The sequence below is a fragment of the Paenibacillus camerounensis genome, from assembly GCF_000723885.1.
GTDB lineage: Bacteria > Bacillota > Bacilli > Paenibacillales > Paenibacillaceae > Paenibacillus_AQ > Paenibacillus_AQ camerounensis.
In genome coordinates this window covers 44,333-60,673 of the sequence record NZ_CCDG010000059.1, presented here as the reverse complement: position 1 = coordinate 60,673, position 16,341 = coordinate 44,333, and the positions used below count along the sequence as shown (strand labels likewise).

At 52.5% G+C, this 16,341-nt stretch carries 12 protein-coding genes; 3 read left to right on the top strand and 9 right to left on the bottom strand.

Going from position 1 to position 16,341, the window contains the following annotated elements:
* Positions 1-6 precede the first annotated feature (6 nt).
* A complete protein-coding gene (locus BN3772_RS21690; protein WP_052380634.1) occupies positions 7-1,500 on the bottom strand; it encodes a TPM domain-containing protein in 1,494 nt (497 codons plus the stop codon).
* Positions 1,501-1,701: 201 nt separating this feature from the next.
* Here BN3772_RS21690 and BN3772_RS21685 point away from each other — a divergent pair, with 201 nt between their 5' ends.
* Positions 1,702-1,941, top strand: a complete 240-nt coding sequence (locus BN3772_RS21685; RefSeq protein WP_042202184.1) for a hypothetical protein — start codon at positions 1,702-1,704, stop codon at positions 1,939-1,941.
* Between the two features lie 83 nt (positions 1,942-2,024).
* Positions 2,025-2,453: a hypothetical protein gene (locus BN3772_RS21680; RefSeq protein ID WP_042202182.1), complete on the top strand. Its 429-nt coding sequence runs from the start codon at positions 2,025-2,027 to the stop codon at positions 2,451-2,453.
* A 52-nt stretch (positions 2,454-2,505) separates the two neighbouring features.
* On the opposite strand, the gene BN3772_RS21675 is transcribed toward BN3772_RS21680, so the two are convergent.
* The 6 genes from BN3772_RS21675 to BN3772_RS21650 all read right to left on the bottom strand — a co-directional run bounded on the left by BN3772_RS21675 (position 2,506) and on the right by BN3772_RS21650 (position 13,308).
* Positions 2,506-6,987: a coiled-coil domain-containing protein gene (locus tag BN3772_RS21675; RefSeq protein WP_042202181.1), complete on the bottom strand. Its 4,482-nt coding sequence runs from the start codon at positions 6,985-6,987 to the stop codon at positions 2,506-2,508.
* Positions 6,974-7,732, bottom strand: coding sequence for a DUF6063 family protein (locus BN3772_RS21670; protein ID WP_042176583.1), 759 nt, complete (start codon positions 7,730-7,732; stop codon positions 6,974-6,976). Before BN3772_RS21670 ends, BN3772_RS21675 begins: the two co-directional genes overlap by 14 nt.
* Before the next feature lie 11 nt (positions 7,733-7,743).
* Positions 7,744-9,252, bottom strand: coding sequence for a hypothetical protein (locus BN3772_RS21665; protein ID WP_042202180.1), 1,509 nt, complete (start codon positions 9,250-9,252; stop codon positions 7,744-7,746).
* Positions 9,253-9,498: 246 nt separating this feature from the next.
* Positions 9,499-10,095, bottom strand: a complete 597-nt coding sequence (locus BN3772_RS21660) for a GNAT family N-acetyltransferase (RefSeq protein WP_086074704.1) — start codon at positions 10,093-10,095, stop codon at positions 9,499-9,501.
* Between the two features lie 186 nt (positions 10,096-10,281).
* Positions 10,282-12,195: a threonine--tRNA ligase gene (gene thrS, locus BN3772_RS21655; protein ID WP_042202179.1), complete on the bottom strand. Its 1,914-nt coding sequence runs from the start codon at positions 12,193-12,195 to the stop codon at positions 10,282-10,284.
* A gap of 438 nt (positions 12,196-12,633) precedes the next feature.
* Positions 12,634-13,308, bottom strand: coding sequence for an HAD family hydrolase (locus BN3772_RS21650; protein ID WP_042202177.1), 675 nt, complete (start codon positions 13,306-13,308; stop codon positions 12,634-12,636).
* A 147-nt stretch (positions 13,309-13,455) separates the two neighbouring features.
* Here BN3772_RS21650 and BN3772_RS21645 point away from each other — a divergent pair, with 147 nt between their 5' ends.
* On the top strand, positions 13,456-13,941 hold the full coding sequence (locus BN3772_RS21645) for a DUF6803 family protein (protein WP_042202175.1): 486 nt from the start codon (positions 13,456-13,458) through the stop codon (positions 13,939-13,941).
* Positions 13,942-13,980: 39 nt separating this feature from the next.
* Here BN3772_RS21645 and BN3772_RS21640 read toward each other — a convergent pair whose 3' ends face one another.
* Positions 13,981-15,396, bottom strand: a complete 1,416-nt coding sequence (locus BN3772_RS21640) for a sensor histidine kinase (protein WP_042202172.1) — start codon at positions 15,394-15,396, stop codon at positions 13,981-13,983.
* The gene (locus BN3772_RS21635) at positions 15,393-16,100 is read right to left on the bottom strand and encodes a response regulator transcription factor (RefSeq protein ID WP_209443689.1); all 708 of its coding nucleotides are present in this window, start codon (positions 16,098-16,100) and stop codon (positions 15,393-15,395) included. Before BN3772_RS21635 ends, BN3772_RS21640 begins: the two co-directional genes overlap by 4 nt.
* Between the last annotated feature and the right edge of the window lie 241 nt (positions 16,101-16,341).

The following is a 16,341-nucleotide window of genomic DNA, read 5'->3' as shown; positions in this document are numbered from 1 at the left end:
ATCTGCCTAGCTGTGCCTGCCAACTCCGCCTCCGCGGCTCGCATTTCCTCCGCCGCCGGATGAGCTTGAGGACCGGTCCTCATTGCTGCTTCGTGATGAATGCCGTCCGCTTCCGCCGCCGCTGCTGTAGCCTCCGCCGCCATGATTCGTTTCGCTCCCGGAGTATCGTCCGGCTCCGCCTCCACTGCTCGAACCTCCGCCTCCGTGATTAGTCTCCCAGCTGCTGCTACTCCGATAGGAGGCTGAGCTGCGCCGCGGGCGGTGCCGGCGGTTATACCAGCGGCTGCCGTAGCCGTAGCCCGGCTGGCCCTGCCATACCCCGTAGCGGCGGATGTTACGCCGGCTGTAAGGATTAACAGGCAATCCATAGCGGGCGATGTAACTGTTGCGCCGGGATGCTGCCAGGCTGATTAAGCCAACAATGCCCAGAAAAATACCGATTACCGCAAAGCCCTTGCCTCTGGAAATGTGCTCCGTTACCTTCACTGCGGCTTCACCGGACTCGCCAGCTTTATTCGTAACAGCTCCTGTAACTCCGGCCGCTGCAGTGCCAGCTGCTTCCTGAGGCGTTATTGCTGCCGGACTGTGATCGGCTCTGGCCAAAAAGAAGCTGAACATCTCATTGGCTGCTGCCGTAACGCCTGCTGCGTATTTTTTGGCTGCGAATGGAGGCTCCAATGCCCTGCTGAGTATATCGCCGATCACTTCATTCGTCAGGGTAGCATCTACATCCTTGCCTTGCAGCACATGATAATTGTCGCCTTCAATATCGAGTACCAGCATAACATCCCTGGGTCCTGCACCGACTGAAGCGTATTTGGCATAGGTGTAATCCTGCAGCGTCCTGCTGCCGGAATTCTTAACCGTTACGAAGTAAATGCCGCTGCCGGTCGTTGTTTTGTAGCGGTTGCTGGACTGGTTAAGATAAAGTCTGGTAACCTGCGGAAGGACCCCTGCATTGTCTGCTACAAAATTCCGTGTCCCGAGCGGCTCCGTCCATACCCCGCCCAGGCTTTCAATCAATGCACCGTAGGTCTTGCGTGCCCCGGCTGCATATTCCTTACGGGCAAAATCCGGCTCCAGCGACTGGGCGAGAATCTGCGACAGCATGCTGTCGGTTAGCGAGCTTTTTAAACCGTCTCCCTGCAGCACCCAGTAATCATCATCCTTGATTGAGAGGAGCAGCAGCACGCCGTTATCCTTATCCGCCGAGCCGATTCCCCAGCTGTTAAACAGCGTCTTCGCATACTCCTCCATTGTAACTCCACCAGTGGAATCTACCGTAACCAGCACCACTTGAGCCCCCGTCTCCTGATGCAGCTTAACACCGTAGTTAACCATATAATTCTCTGCTTTCAAGTCAATAACCCCGGCAAAGTCATTCACATAAAAAGCATCTGTATGCTCCGGCACCGCCGGCTCGGCCCGGCTTACCTCCGGCAGCAGCATAACACTCAGCAGCATCGCAACCAGCATAACTATGATACCTTTGTGCTTCATATAAATCCCCCTGCTTGTCTATTCTAGTCTTAATATCGGCTTTGCCTGCGGTCATTGTTAATATTTTCTATAGGGCTGTGTATCAATCCTGCCAGCAGCTAACGCCAACCGGGTATAACCTTGTTACTAGACAACAACATGTGAACATGATACGTTTTAAACTCGCTTAAGTAAATAAATGGATATAGTAGGAGTTGGAAAATGAAAAACAATATTAACTTACTCTATTGCTTATTAGGAAGTTTTGTACTGACACTGTTGAATCACCCGCTGCTCAGTGCTGCAAGACTTGGAATATTCCCGTCCGGCTACGGCTCAAGCTTATTTGGTGAAATATTTGTGCTGACTACCAACCTGCTCGCTTTTGTAGGCTATCTGCTACTAATTATATGCTGTACTCTATTACTCATTACTAATATTAATCCTAAGAAGAATAAATAATAGTAGGTAATAGCCGGGATACTATTAATCTTTAGGCTTTTAGTAGGCCGTGAGTGCCGGAATGAAAGGCATTTGCCTTTGATTTGCGTCATTTAGCCGCGCAAGCCGGAATCAAAGGCACTTTTGCCTTTGATTTGCCTCATTTAGCCGCGCAAGCCGGAATCAAAGGCACTTTTGCCTTTGATTTCGCATATTCAGCCACGCGGGCCCGAATCAAAGGCACTTTTGCCTTTGATTTCGCATATTCAGCCACGCGAGCCCGATTCAAAGGCATTATTGCCTTTAATTTGCCTCATTCAGCCACGCGGGCCCGAATCAAAGGCATTATTGCCTTTGATTTGCCTCATTTAGCCGCGCAGGCCGTAATCAAAGGCACTTTTGCCTTTGATTTCGCACATTCAGCCGCGCAGGCCCGAATCAAAGGCACTTTTGCCTTTGATTTCGCACATTCAGCCACGCGGGCCGGAATCAAAGGCATTTTTGCCTTTGAGCTCCTTCACCTCTCACCCTAATTCAAAACAAACCCGCCAGGCATCAGCCAGACGGGTCCTGTTTAAGTTACAACTAGAATAATGATGCCGGGATCATCTTTCTGCCGCCTTTTACGAGCGTAGACTCCAGCATCTCACCTTTGTCCCCGCCAAAATACAGCTGCCAGTAGACGCCGAAGCGCACACTGACATCATTCTTTACCAGCTCCGGCGGGGTCACGATCAGCCACTGGAACCGGAGCGCCTTGGAGATTTCAAAGACAGGATCAAGCACGTTGTTGGAGACCATCTCACCGAACGGGTTGTCATAGAGAAAGACGGTCCAGCCCTTGTTCTCTCGGTTAACCCGCTTATGGGTCATGATCATCATCGCCACCAGCAGCTGCACCGACTGGCGCTGGCCGCCGCTGCCGACAGCTTCATCAAGCGCACCGCGGTTGATGACCTCCCAGTCGGAGTAATGGAACTCCTCAGGTGCCGCATACAGGAAATAATTCTCCGTAACCGGCTTGTACACCTGAAGCACCGGGAAGCGGTTCTGCATGGCTGCGTACACGAGCTTGCCGTCATTGATCAGCTCCTTAACCGCTGCCGCCGGCACCTGCTCGATCTTCGGATATTTCTCCAGCAGGCTGCTGATGCAGCGGTTGAAGTATTCGCTGACCAGCGGCTCGATATCATCCGTCGTCTTAGGAACAGTAATATGCTTATAATTCAGCTTCACCAGCGGAAAAGCATGACCATTCTCGTTATGAATAATCATCCGCCGCTCCATGCGCTTCAGGATATCCGTAATCTGCACGACCCGCTTGGCCGCACGTCCGACCCACAGCTTACGCGAGAGCTCCATACTCTCTTTATCGCTGCGGATGCTCTCGATCTGATCACGCGAGCTCTGCAGCATCGAATCCAGCACCTGCCCGGCAATGGAGAAGTCCTCCCAGTGTACGGTATTCAGCCGCTCCTGGATCTTGGTCTCCAGCTCGCTGCTCCAGCCGCACTTGGACAGCTTGGCACTTAAGTCATTTTTCTCATCCTTTACTTTACGGGTTAGCTCTGTACGCTGTGCACGGCTTTCTTTACTCTGCAGCAGCCAGTCAGAGACTGTAAGCTCACAGCTTTCTCTCACCTGCTGCTGTACTTCCTCCGGTACATCACGGAGCTGAACCCGGCCTTCGACATGCGTGTCGAGAATCTGTCTCTGGTTGCCCAGCGTCTGGAGCCATTGATCCACAGCAGTGAGACGTTGTTTACACAGGCTTAATTGCCGTTCATTCTCACGGGTATCTTCCGAGATCTCCTGCTCTTTGGCAGAGAGCGCGTCAGTCCATAATTCCACAGGCCGTTCATGCTTCTCCTTAATTGACTTTTCGGTTTTGCGCAGATCCTTCTGCAGATTCTCAAGGATCGTCTGGCAGCGGATGTACGATTCGCGTACGCTCTGGTAATCCTCCTCCAGATATACCGTCTCATTCTTCTGCCGCGCCCGCGCTGCCGTTATTGCTTCAGGTGAATCCTGCGGCTCAGGCGCGCCGTGCCAGTCACGGTCAACCTGGTAGACAGCAGCCTCAAGCTCTCTCAGCTGTTCACCTGCACGCTTAATGTTACCCTGACGAGTACGGATTTCCAGCTCATTATGGGTCAGCGACTGCTGCAAGCTCTCCACTGTACTGAGCAGCTGCAGCATTTTATTCTGGGCATCCGGGTTCAGTTCTTCCTCTGCCGCGCCAATTTCACTCTGGCGGTCATTTGGAAATACAAGCTCCGGGAACCAGCTCTGCAGCCTTGGGAACAGAGAATAACGGGTATCCCCGATCCACTGCTCCCGGAGTTGTGCTGCACTTTCCATCTCTGACTTCAGCTGAACCAGTCCCTGGTCTTTAACAGAGATTTCCTTAACCAGCGCCTGTCTGCGGTCCACCGCTCTCTGCTTATCCTTGTAATCCTGCTCCTGCTTCCGGGTCCGCTCTTCCCAGAGCCGCAGGGCCTGAGCTCTTTGCTCCAGTCCGGTCTTTTCCTGCTCGTATTCAGTAAGCTCCTTCTGAATGGAAGCAAGCAGCTCTTCATTCTCACTGATCTCTGTCTTTAGACCGGCAGCAGCTCCATCCAGCTCGTTCACAACCAGCTCCAGCTCACGGGACTTGGCTTTCAAAATTACCGTATGTTCAGTCTGGAACAGCCGCTCAAACTCCTGCCGTGCTGTTTTCAGCTTGGACATATAATTCTCAGCATCCTGCAGCTCTTCTTCTTGCTCCTTCAGCCGGGAGGCAATCCCCCGCTTCCAGTCGTGGAACTGCTCCGGCTGCAGAACCATCTGCGGCCCCTGATTAGCCGGCAGGAGGAACGGCTCCACCGCTGTTGCCCCCATTCCCTCACGGATAAAGACCGGAACCGCCGATTTGAGAATAACATTCTTCAGTGCATCCGGCGGGATTTTGTCCGCCTCACGCTGTGTGACGATTAGTCCGTATGGGAGCAGCGGATGACGTCCGAGCTCTTCCTCACGCTGCAGATAACTAAGGTCATTCAGATACGAGCTGCCGGGCATGGAGCTGATCTTAAGTGCATCCAGCCTGTCCTTAACGGTAAGCACATCCGCATTAGGCAGCCAATAAGCCTCCTGCTGCAGCTCTACGTCCAGCTGCTGATGATAATACTCTCTGCGCAGCCGCTTGGTCTGCTGCTCTGTATCATCCAGTCTGCGGATGAACCGCTCCTGAATCAGAGCCTTTGCTTCAAACAGCGCTGTTGCCCCCAGGATCTGATGCTCTTCGTATAGCTCAAGCAGCACAACAAGCTGTGACCACAGCTGCGATTCCCGGCCCATCTGCGCTTCCAGCTGATTGTTCAGCTCATCGTTCTGACGCCGTTCAGCGGCAAGCTTGGCCTGAAGCTCCGCCAGGTGTGTGCGCAGGCTAAGCCTGCGCGCTTCCCCCTGGCTACGCTGACCAGCGCGGTCTGCAATGGAATCTGCAATAGAATTGGCAGCCAGGAGTGTCCGCTGCAGCACCGGCCCGGGTGCACTGGCTGCTTCCTGTCCATGCCGGGAAGCGAATACACCCGCTTCCTCGGTGAACTGACGAATGGAGCCGGTAAGCTCATTAATCCGGCTCTCCAGTCCGCCCAGCTCCAGAACATAACTTTCCCGTTCTTTGCGCAGCCCGGCTTCTTCAGTTGAGAGTACCTGCTGGCGTCCTGCGAAGCTGGTTAGCTCCTGCTGCCACAGCCGGAATACCTGATCCCACTGAGAGCGCAGCTCCAACTTGGCACTCTGGATAACCTCCTGGCGCTCCTTCATTTCAAGCGAGCCTTCGATCGCTTCAATTTCCTTCTGCCATTGCCCGATTTCACGCTTATGCACCTGGCGTTTGGCCAGATATTGCGCTACTTCCAGACGCTTCTCCTGCGCTTTGGACTCATCAAGGCGTGAACGCGCCCGCCCCTGATTATCACTGATGGCCTTGAACTCTTCCTGCTTCTGATCATGCTCCTCTTTGCTGCGCAGATAGCTCAGATTATCCGCCTCAAAGCGCAGCTGCCGCGCTTCAGACTGCAGCCGGACCAGCTCGTCGGCTTGTCTGCCCCGGCTGTCTTCGGCTGATCTCAGCTCGTCATAAATGACCGTGTAAATCTGCCGCCCAAGCAGCTCCGTGTCCTGAAAGCTCCGCTCTGCTTCCGCACCCTGCTTGACCAGCTCATGCAGCGGCGCAGCCAGCGCCGTGAACTCGGCAAATGCCTTCTCCCGCTGCTCCAGCATCGGAAGCCGCTGGGCTACCGTTGCCGTATCGGTGAACATCCGCTGAAGTGAACCGTCCTCCTCACGCGACCCGTCATTCAGGCTGGAGCCGATCTCCGGAATGATGAGCTTTTCGAACAGATTGTGGTTCGTGAAGGCGTCATTTTTTTGAAAATAGCCCTTGATCCCGCCCTCTTCACCGTTAATCTTCTTCATATTACGCCATTCGCCGATATGGATATCCCGTCCGGCCAGGAAGGCATAATATTTCTTCAGCTCCGCTTGGCTGCTTCCGTAGTAGATAATCTCACTCCGCCGTTCCCTTACAAACTGCTGAATCGCCTCAAAGCTTGCCGGACCGCCCTCCTCAGCATTGTAGAGAGGCAGCGTAGATAACGTAATATCCGCATGCTCATCGTATTCGGTCAGTGTATACAGCAGATAATCGACCTTGATCTCAAGCTGATCCGCCGAGCTATGCGCTGTCATGGCAATCCCGGTGGTAATGTATTCATTACGGTCACCGGAGTCCAGCTTCCATTCAATGGCGACGTGGAAGGTATACGGCTTCAGCTGTTTTTTGTGATTATGGAAAAAAGCCTCGACCTGATTCTCATTGTCCTTCCCCCATGAAGTCTTCGGAATCAGCAGCTGAAAAATCGACTGCAGCAGCACCCCTTTTCCCCCGCCGTTCATCAGGGTAATCAGGGTATTCGCCGGTCCCTCCTCGTTGCACAGGTCAAGCACCATATCGTCGTATTTCTTGAGCATTTTCTCATACTTCAGTCCGGCGATCCGGATCCGTTCAATGCGCGGCATGGGCGTCCCCCTCCTTCTCCGCCAGTGTGCTGCCGATAAGCGCCTTCAGCTCTTTGTAGCGTTCTACATCGTGATACAGATAGCGCATCCGTTCGTACAATTCCTCCCGCGGGAAAATCCGTTTTTCATTCTCGGAAATGAACACCAGATGCTCGTCCTCCAGCAGCTTCATCCCTTCATGGATCAGTCCGATCCGTGAACCGGAGCCTCTGGACAGTGTATCGGCATCCTCCTGGCTTTTGGTCTGCATATACAGGCTGGCCCATACCTTGTACATCGCCTGAATGTCGAGCCGCCACTGCTTGCTGAACCTGCCCTCTTCATCCATTTCATACCAGGCCTTCAAAACAGCCGACACCTGATCAGCCAGCTGAATATAAGACATACTGTCCTGCCCGGGTTTGAAATGCTGCTCGTCCTGATCCATTTCTGCCAAGAACACCAGGATGATGACGTTGATAATATGTAAATGCGTCTTGCGCTCAATCCTCGAATATTTATTTCGCAACTGGGTGAAGTTAGTCGCAAAGCCCGACCCTAACGGATTGACCAGCAGATGCAGGCGGTGACCGGAGTTCATGATCCGGCAGCCTCCCTCTTTAGCCAGATATTGCAATGCATCATAAGCGCCAGTGTCCTGCAGACACTCCGCTGCCGCCGGATCATCCAGCGAAATGACCTTCCGCCGCAGCAGGTCAAAGAACAGCCTTGACGCCTGCTGCAGTTGTTCCAATGTATAACTCATGTTCGGACCACTCATCTTTCTTCTATAGTAATAGTGTACGGACTCATCTCAAGCCCCGGCCACTTAACTGCCGGCTGCTGCCCGGTACCGGTAATGTTTGTTCTTAGCATCTTGCCCCGCAGAGTCTCCAGCTCAGGATGATTGTCCAGCAGGTATTGAATGAGCCTCTGGCATTCATCTGTTCCAGCCGTATTCTCTTCAGCCGATTCCTGTACTCTCACCTCAGCATGAAAAAACTGTGCCCATAAATCAACCGCATTCGGGTTGTTCGTCCAGCCAAGCTTTTGTTCCTCGGTAAAGGCTTCTGCAGCAAAGGTAAATCTGCCCTCAGCTGCAAGCCCCGCAAATACGGGAAGCCACAGCTCTGCAACCTCGGCCCAAGAGATTGTTTTGGGAACATAGGATACTTCCGGTTCTTCCCCTGCATCCTCCGGCTCCTCCAGCCATTCTTCCGGCAGGAATCCGGTCTCCTGCTCCTCCCACGCCCAGGCAAGCGGATAAATAAAGTCCTGCTGCGGTGCGAACAAGCCGCCGACCAGCAGTTCAAGACTGTCCCCGGAGGGAAGCCCGTCACTTTTGACCCATTCCTCCCATACATTGGTCCGGAAGTTAAAGCCGGCCGCCCCCCAGAACAGCTCAGGGAAGTTCAGCCGCAGATTCGTTTCCGCCTCAAAAATGCCCAGCACCACCTCGGCCAGCTCATCATGGACTCTCCGTGACAGCTCCACCCGTTCAGACAGCAGCCGCAGCTCGTTGAAATCGGTCAGATCCTTCTCGTCATTAACCAGCCGGGCCAGCGAGCGGTGAATACTGTCAAAGTGCCTGCGTTCCTCGTCAAACTGCTGATGTATATCCTCCAGCCGCTGATGGCGCATCACCCCGTATTCGCTGAACATATGCTTCGGATTACGGCGCAGCGCGTTCCGGTATTCCTGCTGCTGCTGGGTCATTTTGCGTACCCGTGAAATCAGCTCGTTCACATCCTGCAGCGCGCGCGTCACCCGGCCATGCTTGATATGCATCTGAATCTCCAGCAGCTTGATGCTGATCTGGAATTCCTCAATAATCTCGTGGCTCATGAAGATCAGCTCCATCGCATGCTCGGACAGCCGGTAGATTGTGGTTCCGCTCTCTTCCCAGCTGCTGCGTGTGGCATCCTCATCCACAGTAAAATACTTATATTTCTGCATAGTCATCTGCCGTGTGTGATCATCATAATATACCGTCTCAAAATCGCCGCCGCTGCCGCTCCAGAGCAGTCCGTCCACCAGGCGTTCCACCGATTCTGCGGTTCCCAGCCCAGTGATCTTAAAGCGCTCCAGTGAGCTCCACGCCAGACCGGTGATATCCTCCTTGGACCGCTGCTCATTCGATTCCAGCTCCAGATAGTAGACCTGCAGGAGCACACTGAGCGCGATCATCTCCTTGTACGGCTGAAGCTCACCGAGATTCATTCCCGCACCAAGGCTCCACAGCGGATTAAGCCGCTTGTTCCGTTCCCCAAAATCAGACCAGTTCATAATGTATAAGCCAACCCCGCCATCAGTTCATAATTGGTGACAAAAAAACATAACCCATATCAGCCCAAAGAGGGAAATACGGGTTAGCAATCACAGATAACTAACATTTTCCTTACGAATATATGTTTCTATTATAACAATGAAATAAAGAGTTGGCTATGATCCTTGTGGAGGATTCCGTCATGACGTCAAAAAAGGACTCAGCTGGAAGCAGAGCCCGTTGCAATCAACATTACATTATTGACTTTAGATATATTTCTCCTGCAAAAGATAATGCAAATTCGCCTTTACCCCCGGCCACTCCTCATCAATGATGCTGTACAGTACATTATCGACTACATTGCCATCGGAGCTGATCCGGTGCTTGCGGAGGATACCTTCTTTTGCGGCACCAATGCGTTCAATCGCTCGTTGTGACCTCAGGTTGCCGCGGACAATTGTAAAATTCACCCGGAGCAGTCCAAGCTCCTCGAAGCAATGCTGCAGCAGCAGCGCTTTGCCTTCTGTATTCACCGGTGTTCTCCAGTATTCAGGGGCAATCCAGGTGCAACCGATTTCCGCGTTGCGGTGGGCATGATCAATATGCATAATCCGCGAGGTCCCGGCAATCCGTCCGGTAGAACGGTCCAGCATAACAAACGGCAGATCGTGACCCTTATCTTTGTTCATAAGCGCCGTATCGATTAGCTGCTCTACCTGTGCGGCGGAGGTGATTTTTCTCCAGGTAAATTCCCAGATTTGCGGGTTGCTTAGAATCGCTGTAAGCTCCGCCCTATGCGCTGCCTCCATGGGAACCATTTGAATGTACGTGCCGTTTAAAGGTCTGATGTTCTCCGAGATCACACAATTGCCTCCTAAGATGCGGATGAGTTCAAAGCACGCTGCATAACTAAACGCCGATCTCCACTTAAAAGACCAGCTGTCCCTAAATTGTAAACGATCTGCCTGTCCTCTGTCTGTATGGTTTTGATAAAAAAACAGCCCCGTTTGTGTAAAAACGGAGCTGCAGCATATTAATGAAGAAACTTTTTATTTCCGCCCTGCAATCTCTGCGGCAATCAGCCGGGCCAGCTCATCTATGCCCATCGGGCCGGCATCTCCGCCGCCGCGCTTACGCACGGAGATTGTGCCGGAATCACGCTCATTGTCACCAAGCACGAGCATGTAAGGAACCTTCTCCAGCTGGGCTTCCCGGATCTTCAGGCCTAATTTCTCATTACGCACATCCGCTTCAACCCGGATTCCGGCAGCTGCCAGCGCCTGCTTCACCTCGAAGGCATAGTCCGCATGATTCACCGATACCGGCAGCAGCTTTACCTGAACCGGAGACAGCCACACCGGAAAAGCACCGCTGAAATGCTCAGTCAGAATCCCGATGAACCGGTCGATCGAGCCGTATACCGCGCGGTGAATGACAACCGGACGGTGCTTCTGGCCGTCTTCGCCGACGTAAGTCAGGTCGAATTTTTGCGGCATCTGGAAGTCCAGCTGCACTGTGCCGCATTGCCAGCTCCGTTTTAGCGCGTCGAGGATGTGGAAGTCAATTTTCGGCCCGTAAAAAGCGCCGTCTCCTGCGTTGATCCGGTACGGCATGCCGCGGTTTTGCAGTACCTTTTCCAGCGCAGCCTCCGCCTGATCCCAGAGTGACTCCTCACCCATATAATCTGCCGGACGAGTGGACAGCTCTACCTTGTATTCAAAGCCGAACACTTTGTAGATATGGTCAATTAAGTCCAGCACCTGCCCGATTTCTGCTTCGATCTGCTCCGGCAGTACGAACAGGTGGGCATCATCCTGGCAAAAAGTGCGGACACGCATCATCCCGTTCAGCGAGCCTGAGGATTCGTTGCGGTGCACCTGGCCGAATTCAGCCAGCCGGATCGGCAGCTCACGGTAGGAGTGCAGGTTATTTTTGAAGATCAGCATATGTCCGGGGCAGTTCATCGGCTTCAGTGCAAACTTTGCTTCGTCCGCCTGAGTGAAATACATATCGTCCTTGTAGTGGTCATAGTGTCCGGATTGCTCCCACAGCCGGTTGTTCATCATCAGCGGTGTGCGGACCTCACTGTAATCCCGCTCACGCTGCAGTCCGCGGCTGAAATCCTCCAGCTCTGTGCGGATAATCATCCCTTTTGGCAGATAGAACGGCATGCCCGGTGATTCCTCGGAGAACATGAACAGCTCCAGCTCCTTGCCGAGCTTGCGGTGATCCCGTTTCTTGGCTTCCTCCAGCATGTGCAGATGCTCATCGAGCCGGGCTTTTTTCAGGAAAGCCACACCATAAATCCGCTGCAGCATCTTATTGTTCGAATCCCCGCGCCAGTAGGCTCCGGCCACGCTCATTAGCTTGAACACCTTAATTTGGCCTGTGGAAGCCAAGTGCGGGCCGCGGCACAGATCGGAGAATTCCCCTTGATTATAAATACTGATAACAGCGTCTTCGGGCAGATCACGGATCAGTTCCAGCTTAAGCGGCTCCTCCAGGTCTGCGAACAGGTTAACCGCCTCATCGCGGCTGACTTCCCGGCGGACGATCGGCAGATTCTCCTTAACAATAGCATTCATCTCCTGCTCAATTGCCGCCAGATCCTCGCTCGACAACGGCTGCTCGATATCCACATCGTAGTAGAAGCCGTCTTCGATGACCGGACCGATGCCCAGCTTCACCTTTTTGCCGCCGTAGATGCGTTTAATCGCTTGAGCCATCAGATGTGCAGTGCTGTGCCGGTGTACGTCCTGTCCATCCTTGCTGTCCAGTGTCACAATCTCAACCCGGCTGTCCTTAACAAGCGGATAATTCAGGTCAACGAGCTTACCGTCAACTTTCCCTGCAACTGCATTTTTCTTCAGACTGGGACTAATAGATTCTGCAACCGCACTAATACTAGTGTTATATGAATACCCTTTTATTTGTCCATCCGGCAGTTTTACTTTGATCTCCATGATTATAGCCTCCGTCTCTTCAAGGTAAAGGAACATTTGAACGCAAAAAAACGCATCTCTCCCGAAAAGGGACGAGTGCGCTTAAGCTCGTGGTTCCACCCTAGTTTGACCTGCGCTGTAACAACCCCCTGCTGTCAGGCGGAAGCTAAGTCGCATAATCCTCATGGTATCCGGTATCGGGGATAAGTCGGTGGCATTTACAGCCGCCCTGACAGCAGGGAGGGTTCAGTGCCACGGCTGCAAAGGGGTAACATCCGGCCGGTCTCTGTAAGAAGCTCTCACCACTCACTTCTCTCTCTGGTCAGTCCTTGGAGGATATCCTGTCTTTGGTCAATGCCTTGGTTATGATGTTGCTTGGTGTTGATGGTTACATATTACTCAATGACAATCTGATAAGTCAATAGTCATTATAAAAAATAGTCTAAACACCCGGTAAGGTTAACCTGCAGCCGGCACACTGATCCGTGTAATAATCTCTCCGATTTCCGCAACGTTTGCTGCTATATAATCCGCGCCGCTGGCGGATAATTCCGCTTCAGAGCCATAGCCGATCAATACACCGATTGAAGGGACGCCGCAGGCTTTTGCCCCGATAATGTCATGCTCCCGGTCGCCGATCATTACAGCCTCCTCAGGTGTAATACCACCCTGCTCCAGCACATACCGGATGACCTCAGCCTTTTTGGAGCGGGTACCATCCAGATTGCTGCCGCCTACATGCCGGAAATACCTGTCCAGCCCGTAATGCTTGAGAATCTCCTCTGCGAATACCGTAGGTTTAGACGTAGCCACGTACAAGGAATATCCCTTGGCCTGCAGCGCCTCCAGCAGCTCAGGAATTCCGGGAATGACGGCATTCTCGAACATCCCGACAGTGCTGTAGCGTTCACGGTAAAAGACTACCGCCTGCGCAGCCTGCTCCTCCGTTAACCCCTGAATCTGCACAAAAGAGTCATACAGCGGCGGCCCGATATACGGCAGCAGCAGATCTGTGTGCTCAACTGTAATTCCGAACTTGTTCAGGGCATATTCCACACACCGGGTAATCCCTTCCTTCGGATCGGTCAACGTACCGTCCAGGTCAAATAAGATACTTTTCAGCGCTTCATTCATATTTGTCTGCTCCCCTCTTATATGCATATTTATGCACCAGCGCCTAACTGCGCAGCTTGTTCCATCATACCCCTGTTTCTACATACTTTCCACACACTTATCTATTACCATCTCAGAGTAAGTAATTTTGCTATTGGAGGATGTAACATGACAATGACACACTACATGTCGCTGCTGGCGGACAATCAGCCATGGAATCTGATACTTTTTATGGCGATTCCCGTTATTTTCGCAGAGACGATTACTGTAACCGAATTCTTTATTCTGTTCACCAAAAAACTGAACGGACCGCTGAGAGCCTTCAACCGGATATGCAGTATTCTCGCCGGTCTTTATTTCACCGGAATATTTCTCTACTTGTTCCCAACCGCCTTTGTACCGCTTACTGTTAACGGTGAATGGCATACCTGGGTTGACGTTGTTGCTGTTGGCTTCTACCTGAGCGGAGTTCTGTTTCTCCTGCCGCTCGCGCTGCTCGATCTCGGCCTGATTGCCCGCAAGCGTACGGAAGAGGATAAGCTGAAGCTGCATTTCCTGCTGGTCAGCGGTTTCCTGGTGGTAGCGCATATTGCGATGATCTTCGGGATGATCAATCCGGAAATTATCAGCGGGATGGCCGGGATGAACCACTGATAGCCTAACCTGACAACACTCAAATAAGCAGAGCTCCGTTTACCGGACAAGCTCTGCTTGTTGAGTGTTATCTGTTTTTTCAAATACAACCTCACATTTCGTACCCTCCCCCGGCTTGCTGGATATACTCACCGTTCCTCCTAATAGCCCCGTCAGCTTATGCACAATGGACAAACCGAGTCCGGTTCCGCCGTACTGCCGGGAACGTGATTTCTCCACCCGGTAGAATCTCTCAAACACAAAGGGAAGCTCTTCCTCCGGAATACCAATCCCGGTATCCTCCACAATGAACCTGACCTTATCGCTGTCATACTGCAGCAGGACCCGGACCTCTCCCTCATCCGTGTAGCGGACAGCATTTTCCAGTATATTCATTACAATTTGTTCCATCCGTTTCGCATCCCCGGGTATAGGAGCAGCCGCTCCGCTTACGTTAAAAAGAAGCCTGATCCCCTTATCTCTGGCTGTAAGCTCCAGCTTGCTGACTGCCTGCCCGGCTATGCCGGTGAAATCCACCGGTCCGATATGCAGCGGAATCTGACCCTCTTCCATTTTGGCCAGCTCGAACAAATCGTCCACCAGATGCTGGATGCGGTGCGCCTCCTGATGAATGATATTCAGGTACAGCTGCTGCTCCTCTTCGGTTTCGTACAGTCCATCCCTTACCACCTTCGCATAGCCTTGCAGATAGGTGACAGGGGTGCGTAATTCATGTGAAATGTTAGCGAGAAACTCCTGCCGTGTATCCCTGAACCGCTGCAGATCGACAGCAAGATCATTGATTGCTCCTGCCAGCGTTCCAATTTCATCGTTACTGCTGATCGTAAGCCTCGTCTCCAGCTCACCTGCGGCAATTTTGCGGGTAGCCTTTTGCATTTGCACTAGCGGACGCGACAAAATCCTGGCGATAACCAGCGTAATCAGCAGTGCAAGCACAAAGGCACTAACGCCTGCCAGCAGCAGAATATCCCTTACAGCCGCAAGGGTCTGCTCCATATTCTCCATCGAGGACATAACATATAACGCCGAAATGATGCTGGTTCCCTGCTTGATGGGCTGGGCTGTAACGAAATAACGGTGACCGGCGGGATCTGAATAGACAAAGCTGCTGTCCGCTCCGGCAAAAATATGCTCAAGGTCCCCGTCTTGTATAAACATACGGTCCGCAGCATCATGTAGTCCAGAGTGAAGCTCTACCTTGCCGTCCCGGGATATATTAAAGATGCTGACATCCGTGAATTCTGCAAAAGACCCCATCATCAGCTCATTGGTCGTATCGCCGGATTCAGCCATGGCCGTAAAATGTGATGCCAGCTCCATTGCCTGAGTGCGCATTTCCCGGTAATAAAAGCTGCTGAACATCCGGTCGATCATCACACCCAGCGACAGGAGTACGACCAGAAAGAGGGACATAATCGCCAGACCAAGCTTAAAGCCAATTCTGTTGCCCCTCATTCCGCATGCTCCGGTGCCTGAAATTTATAGCCCAGTCCCCATACCGTCTGCACCGGATGATAGGAAAGCTCCGCTTTTTGCAGCTTTTCCCTGATATTCTTGATATGGGTATCCACCACCCGTGTTTCTCCCCCGTAATCATTCCCCCACAGCTGCTCAACCAGTTCCTCTCTGGTGTATACGCGCTGTCCGCCGCGGGCAAGTGCAGCGAGCAAATCAAACTCCTTCAGCGTAAAAACAACCTTCTCCCCCTTAACTTCCACCTCGCGGGCTTCCGGATAAATATTCAGCTCCGGGAAGCCCAGAACCTCCTTCTGCGGGACAGCCGCGCGGGTTAACAAAGAGCGCCTCAGCAAGGAATGAATCCGGGCCAGCAGCTCCTCCGGCTCGAACGGCTTGGACAGATAATCATCAGCGCCAATCCCGAGGCCAAGCACTTTGTCTCTCGTCTCTGACCGTGCTGTAAGCATAATGATAGGCACATTACTTCGGGCCCGGACCGACTTGCAGACCTGCCACCCGTCCATATCCGGCATCATGACATCCAGCAGCACTAAACTGAACGCCTGCTGTTCTATCTTCTGCAGTGCTTCATAGCCTGTGGCTGCTTCCTCTGTGTCAAAACCTGCCCTGCGCAAATAAATCCGCAGCAGATTCCGCATATTCCATTCATCGTCAACGATCAGCACCTGAGGCTTCGTCAAGCTAATCACCCTTTGTGGTTGTACTGAACTACACTTTTCTTTTATTATACCTTAATAAAAACACAAGCCGGCAGCAGCTCCATTGTGTAATTCACTAGCTGCAGTTTAGCCCATAATTATGTAGAAAGCATGTGGAATCAAACCGTAAGAGGAGGTTTAATCCTAACAAGCGAATATTATAACCAGAGGGTTCCATTTCGAGAGGAGTGATGTGGTATGAAGAATAGCCATCCAGTTGTTG

What these genes read in the sequence shown, in the direction of transcription:
- BN3772_RS21675 (WP_042202181.1), bottom strand. Translation starts at nt 6,987, where the DNA reads ATGCCGCGCATTGAACGGATCCGGATCGCCGGACTGAAGTATGAGAAA.
- BN3772_RS21670 (WP_042176583.1), bottom strand. Translation starts at nt 7,732, where the DNA reads ATGAGTTATACATTGGAACAACTGCAGCAGGCGTCAAGGCTGTTCTTT.
- BN3772_RS21690 (WP_052380634.1), bottom strand. Translation starts at nt 1,500, where the DNA reads ATGAAGCACAAAGGTATCATAGTTATGCTGGTTGCGATGCTGCTGAGT.
- BN3772_RS21645 (WP_042202175.1), top strand. Translation starts at nt 13,456, where the DNA reads ATGACAATGACACACTACATGTCGCTGCTGGCGGACAATCAGCCATGG.
- BN3772_RS21665 (WP_042202180.1), bottom strand. Translation starts at nt 9,252, where the DNA reads ATGAACTGGTCTGATTTTGGGGAACGGAACAAGCGGCTTAATCCGCTG.
- thrS (WP_042202179.1), bottom strand. Translation starts at nt 12,195, where the DNA reads ATGGAGATCAAAGTAAAACTGCCGGATGGACAAATAAAAGGGTATTCA.
- BN3772_RS21650 (WP_042202177.1), bottom strand. Translation starts at nt 13,308, where the DNA reads ATGAATGAAGCGCTGAAAAGTATCTTATTTGACCTGGACGGTACGTTG.
- BN3772_RS21685 (WP_042202184.1), top strand. Translation starts at nt 1,702, where the DNA reads ATGAAAAACAATATTAACTTACTCTATTGCTTATTAGGAAGTTTTGTA.
- BN3772_RS21640 (WP_042202172.1), bottom strand. Translation starts at nt 15,396, where the DNA reads ATGAGGGGCAACAGAATTGGCTTTAAGCTTGGTCTGGCGATTATGTCC.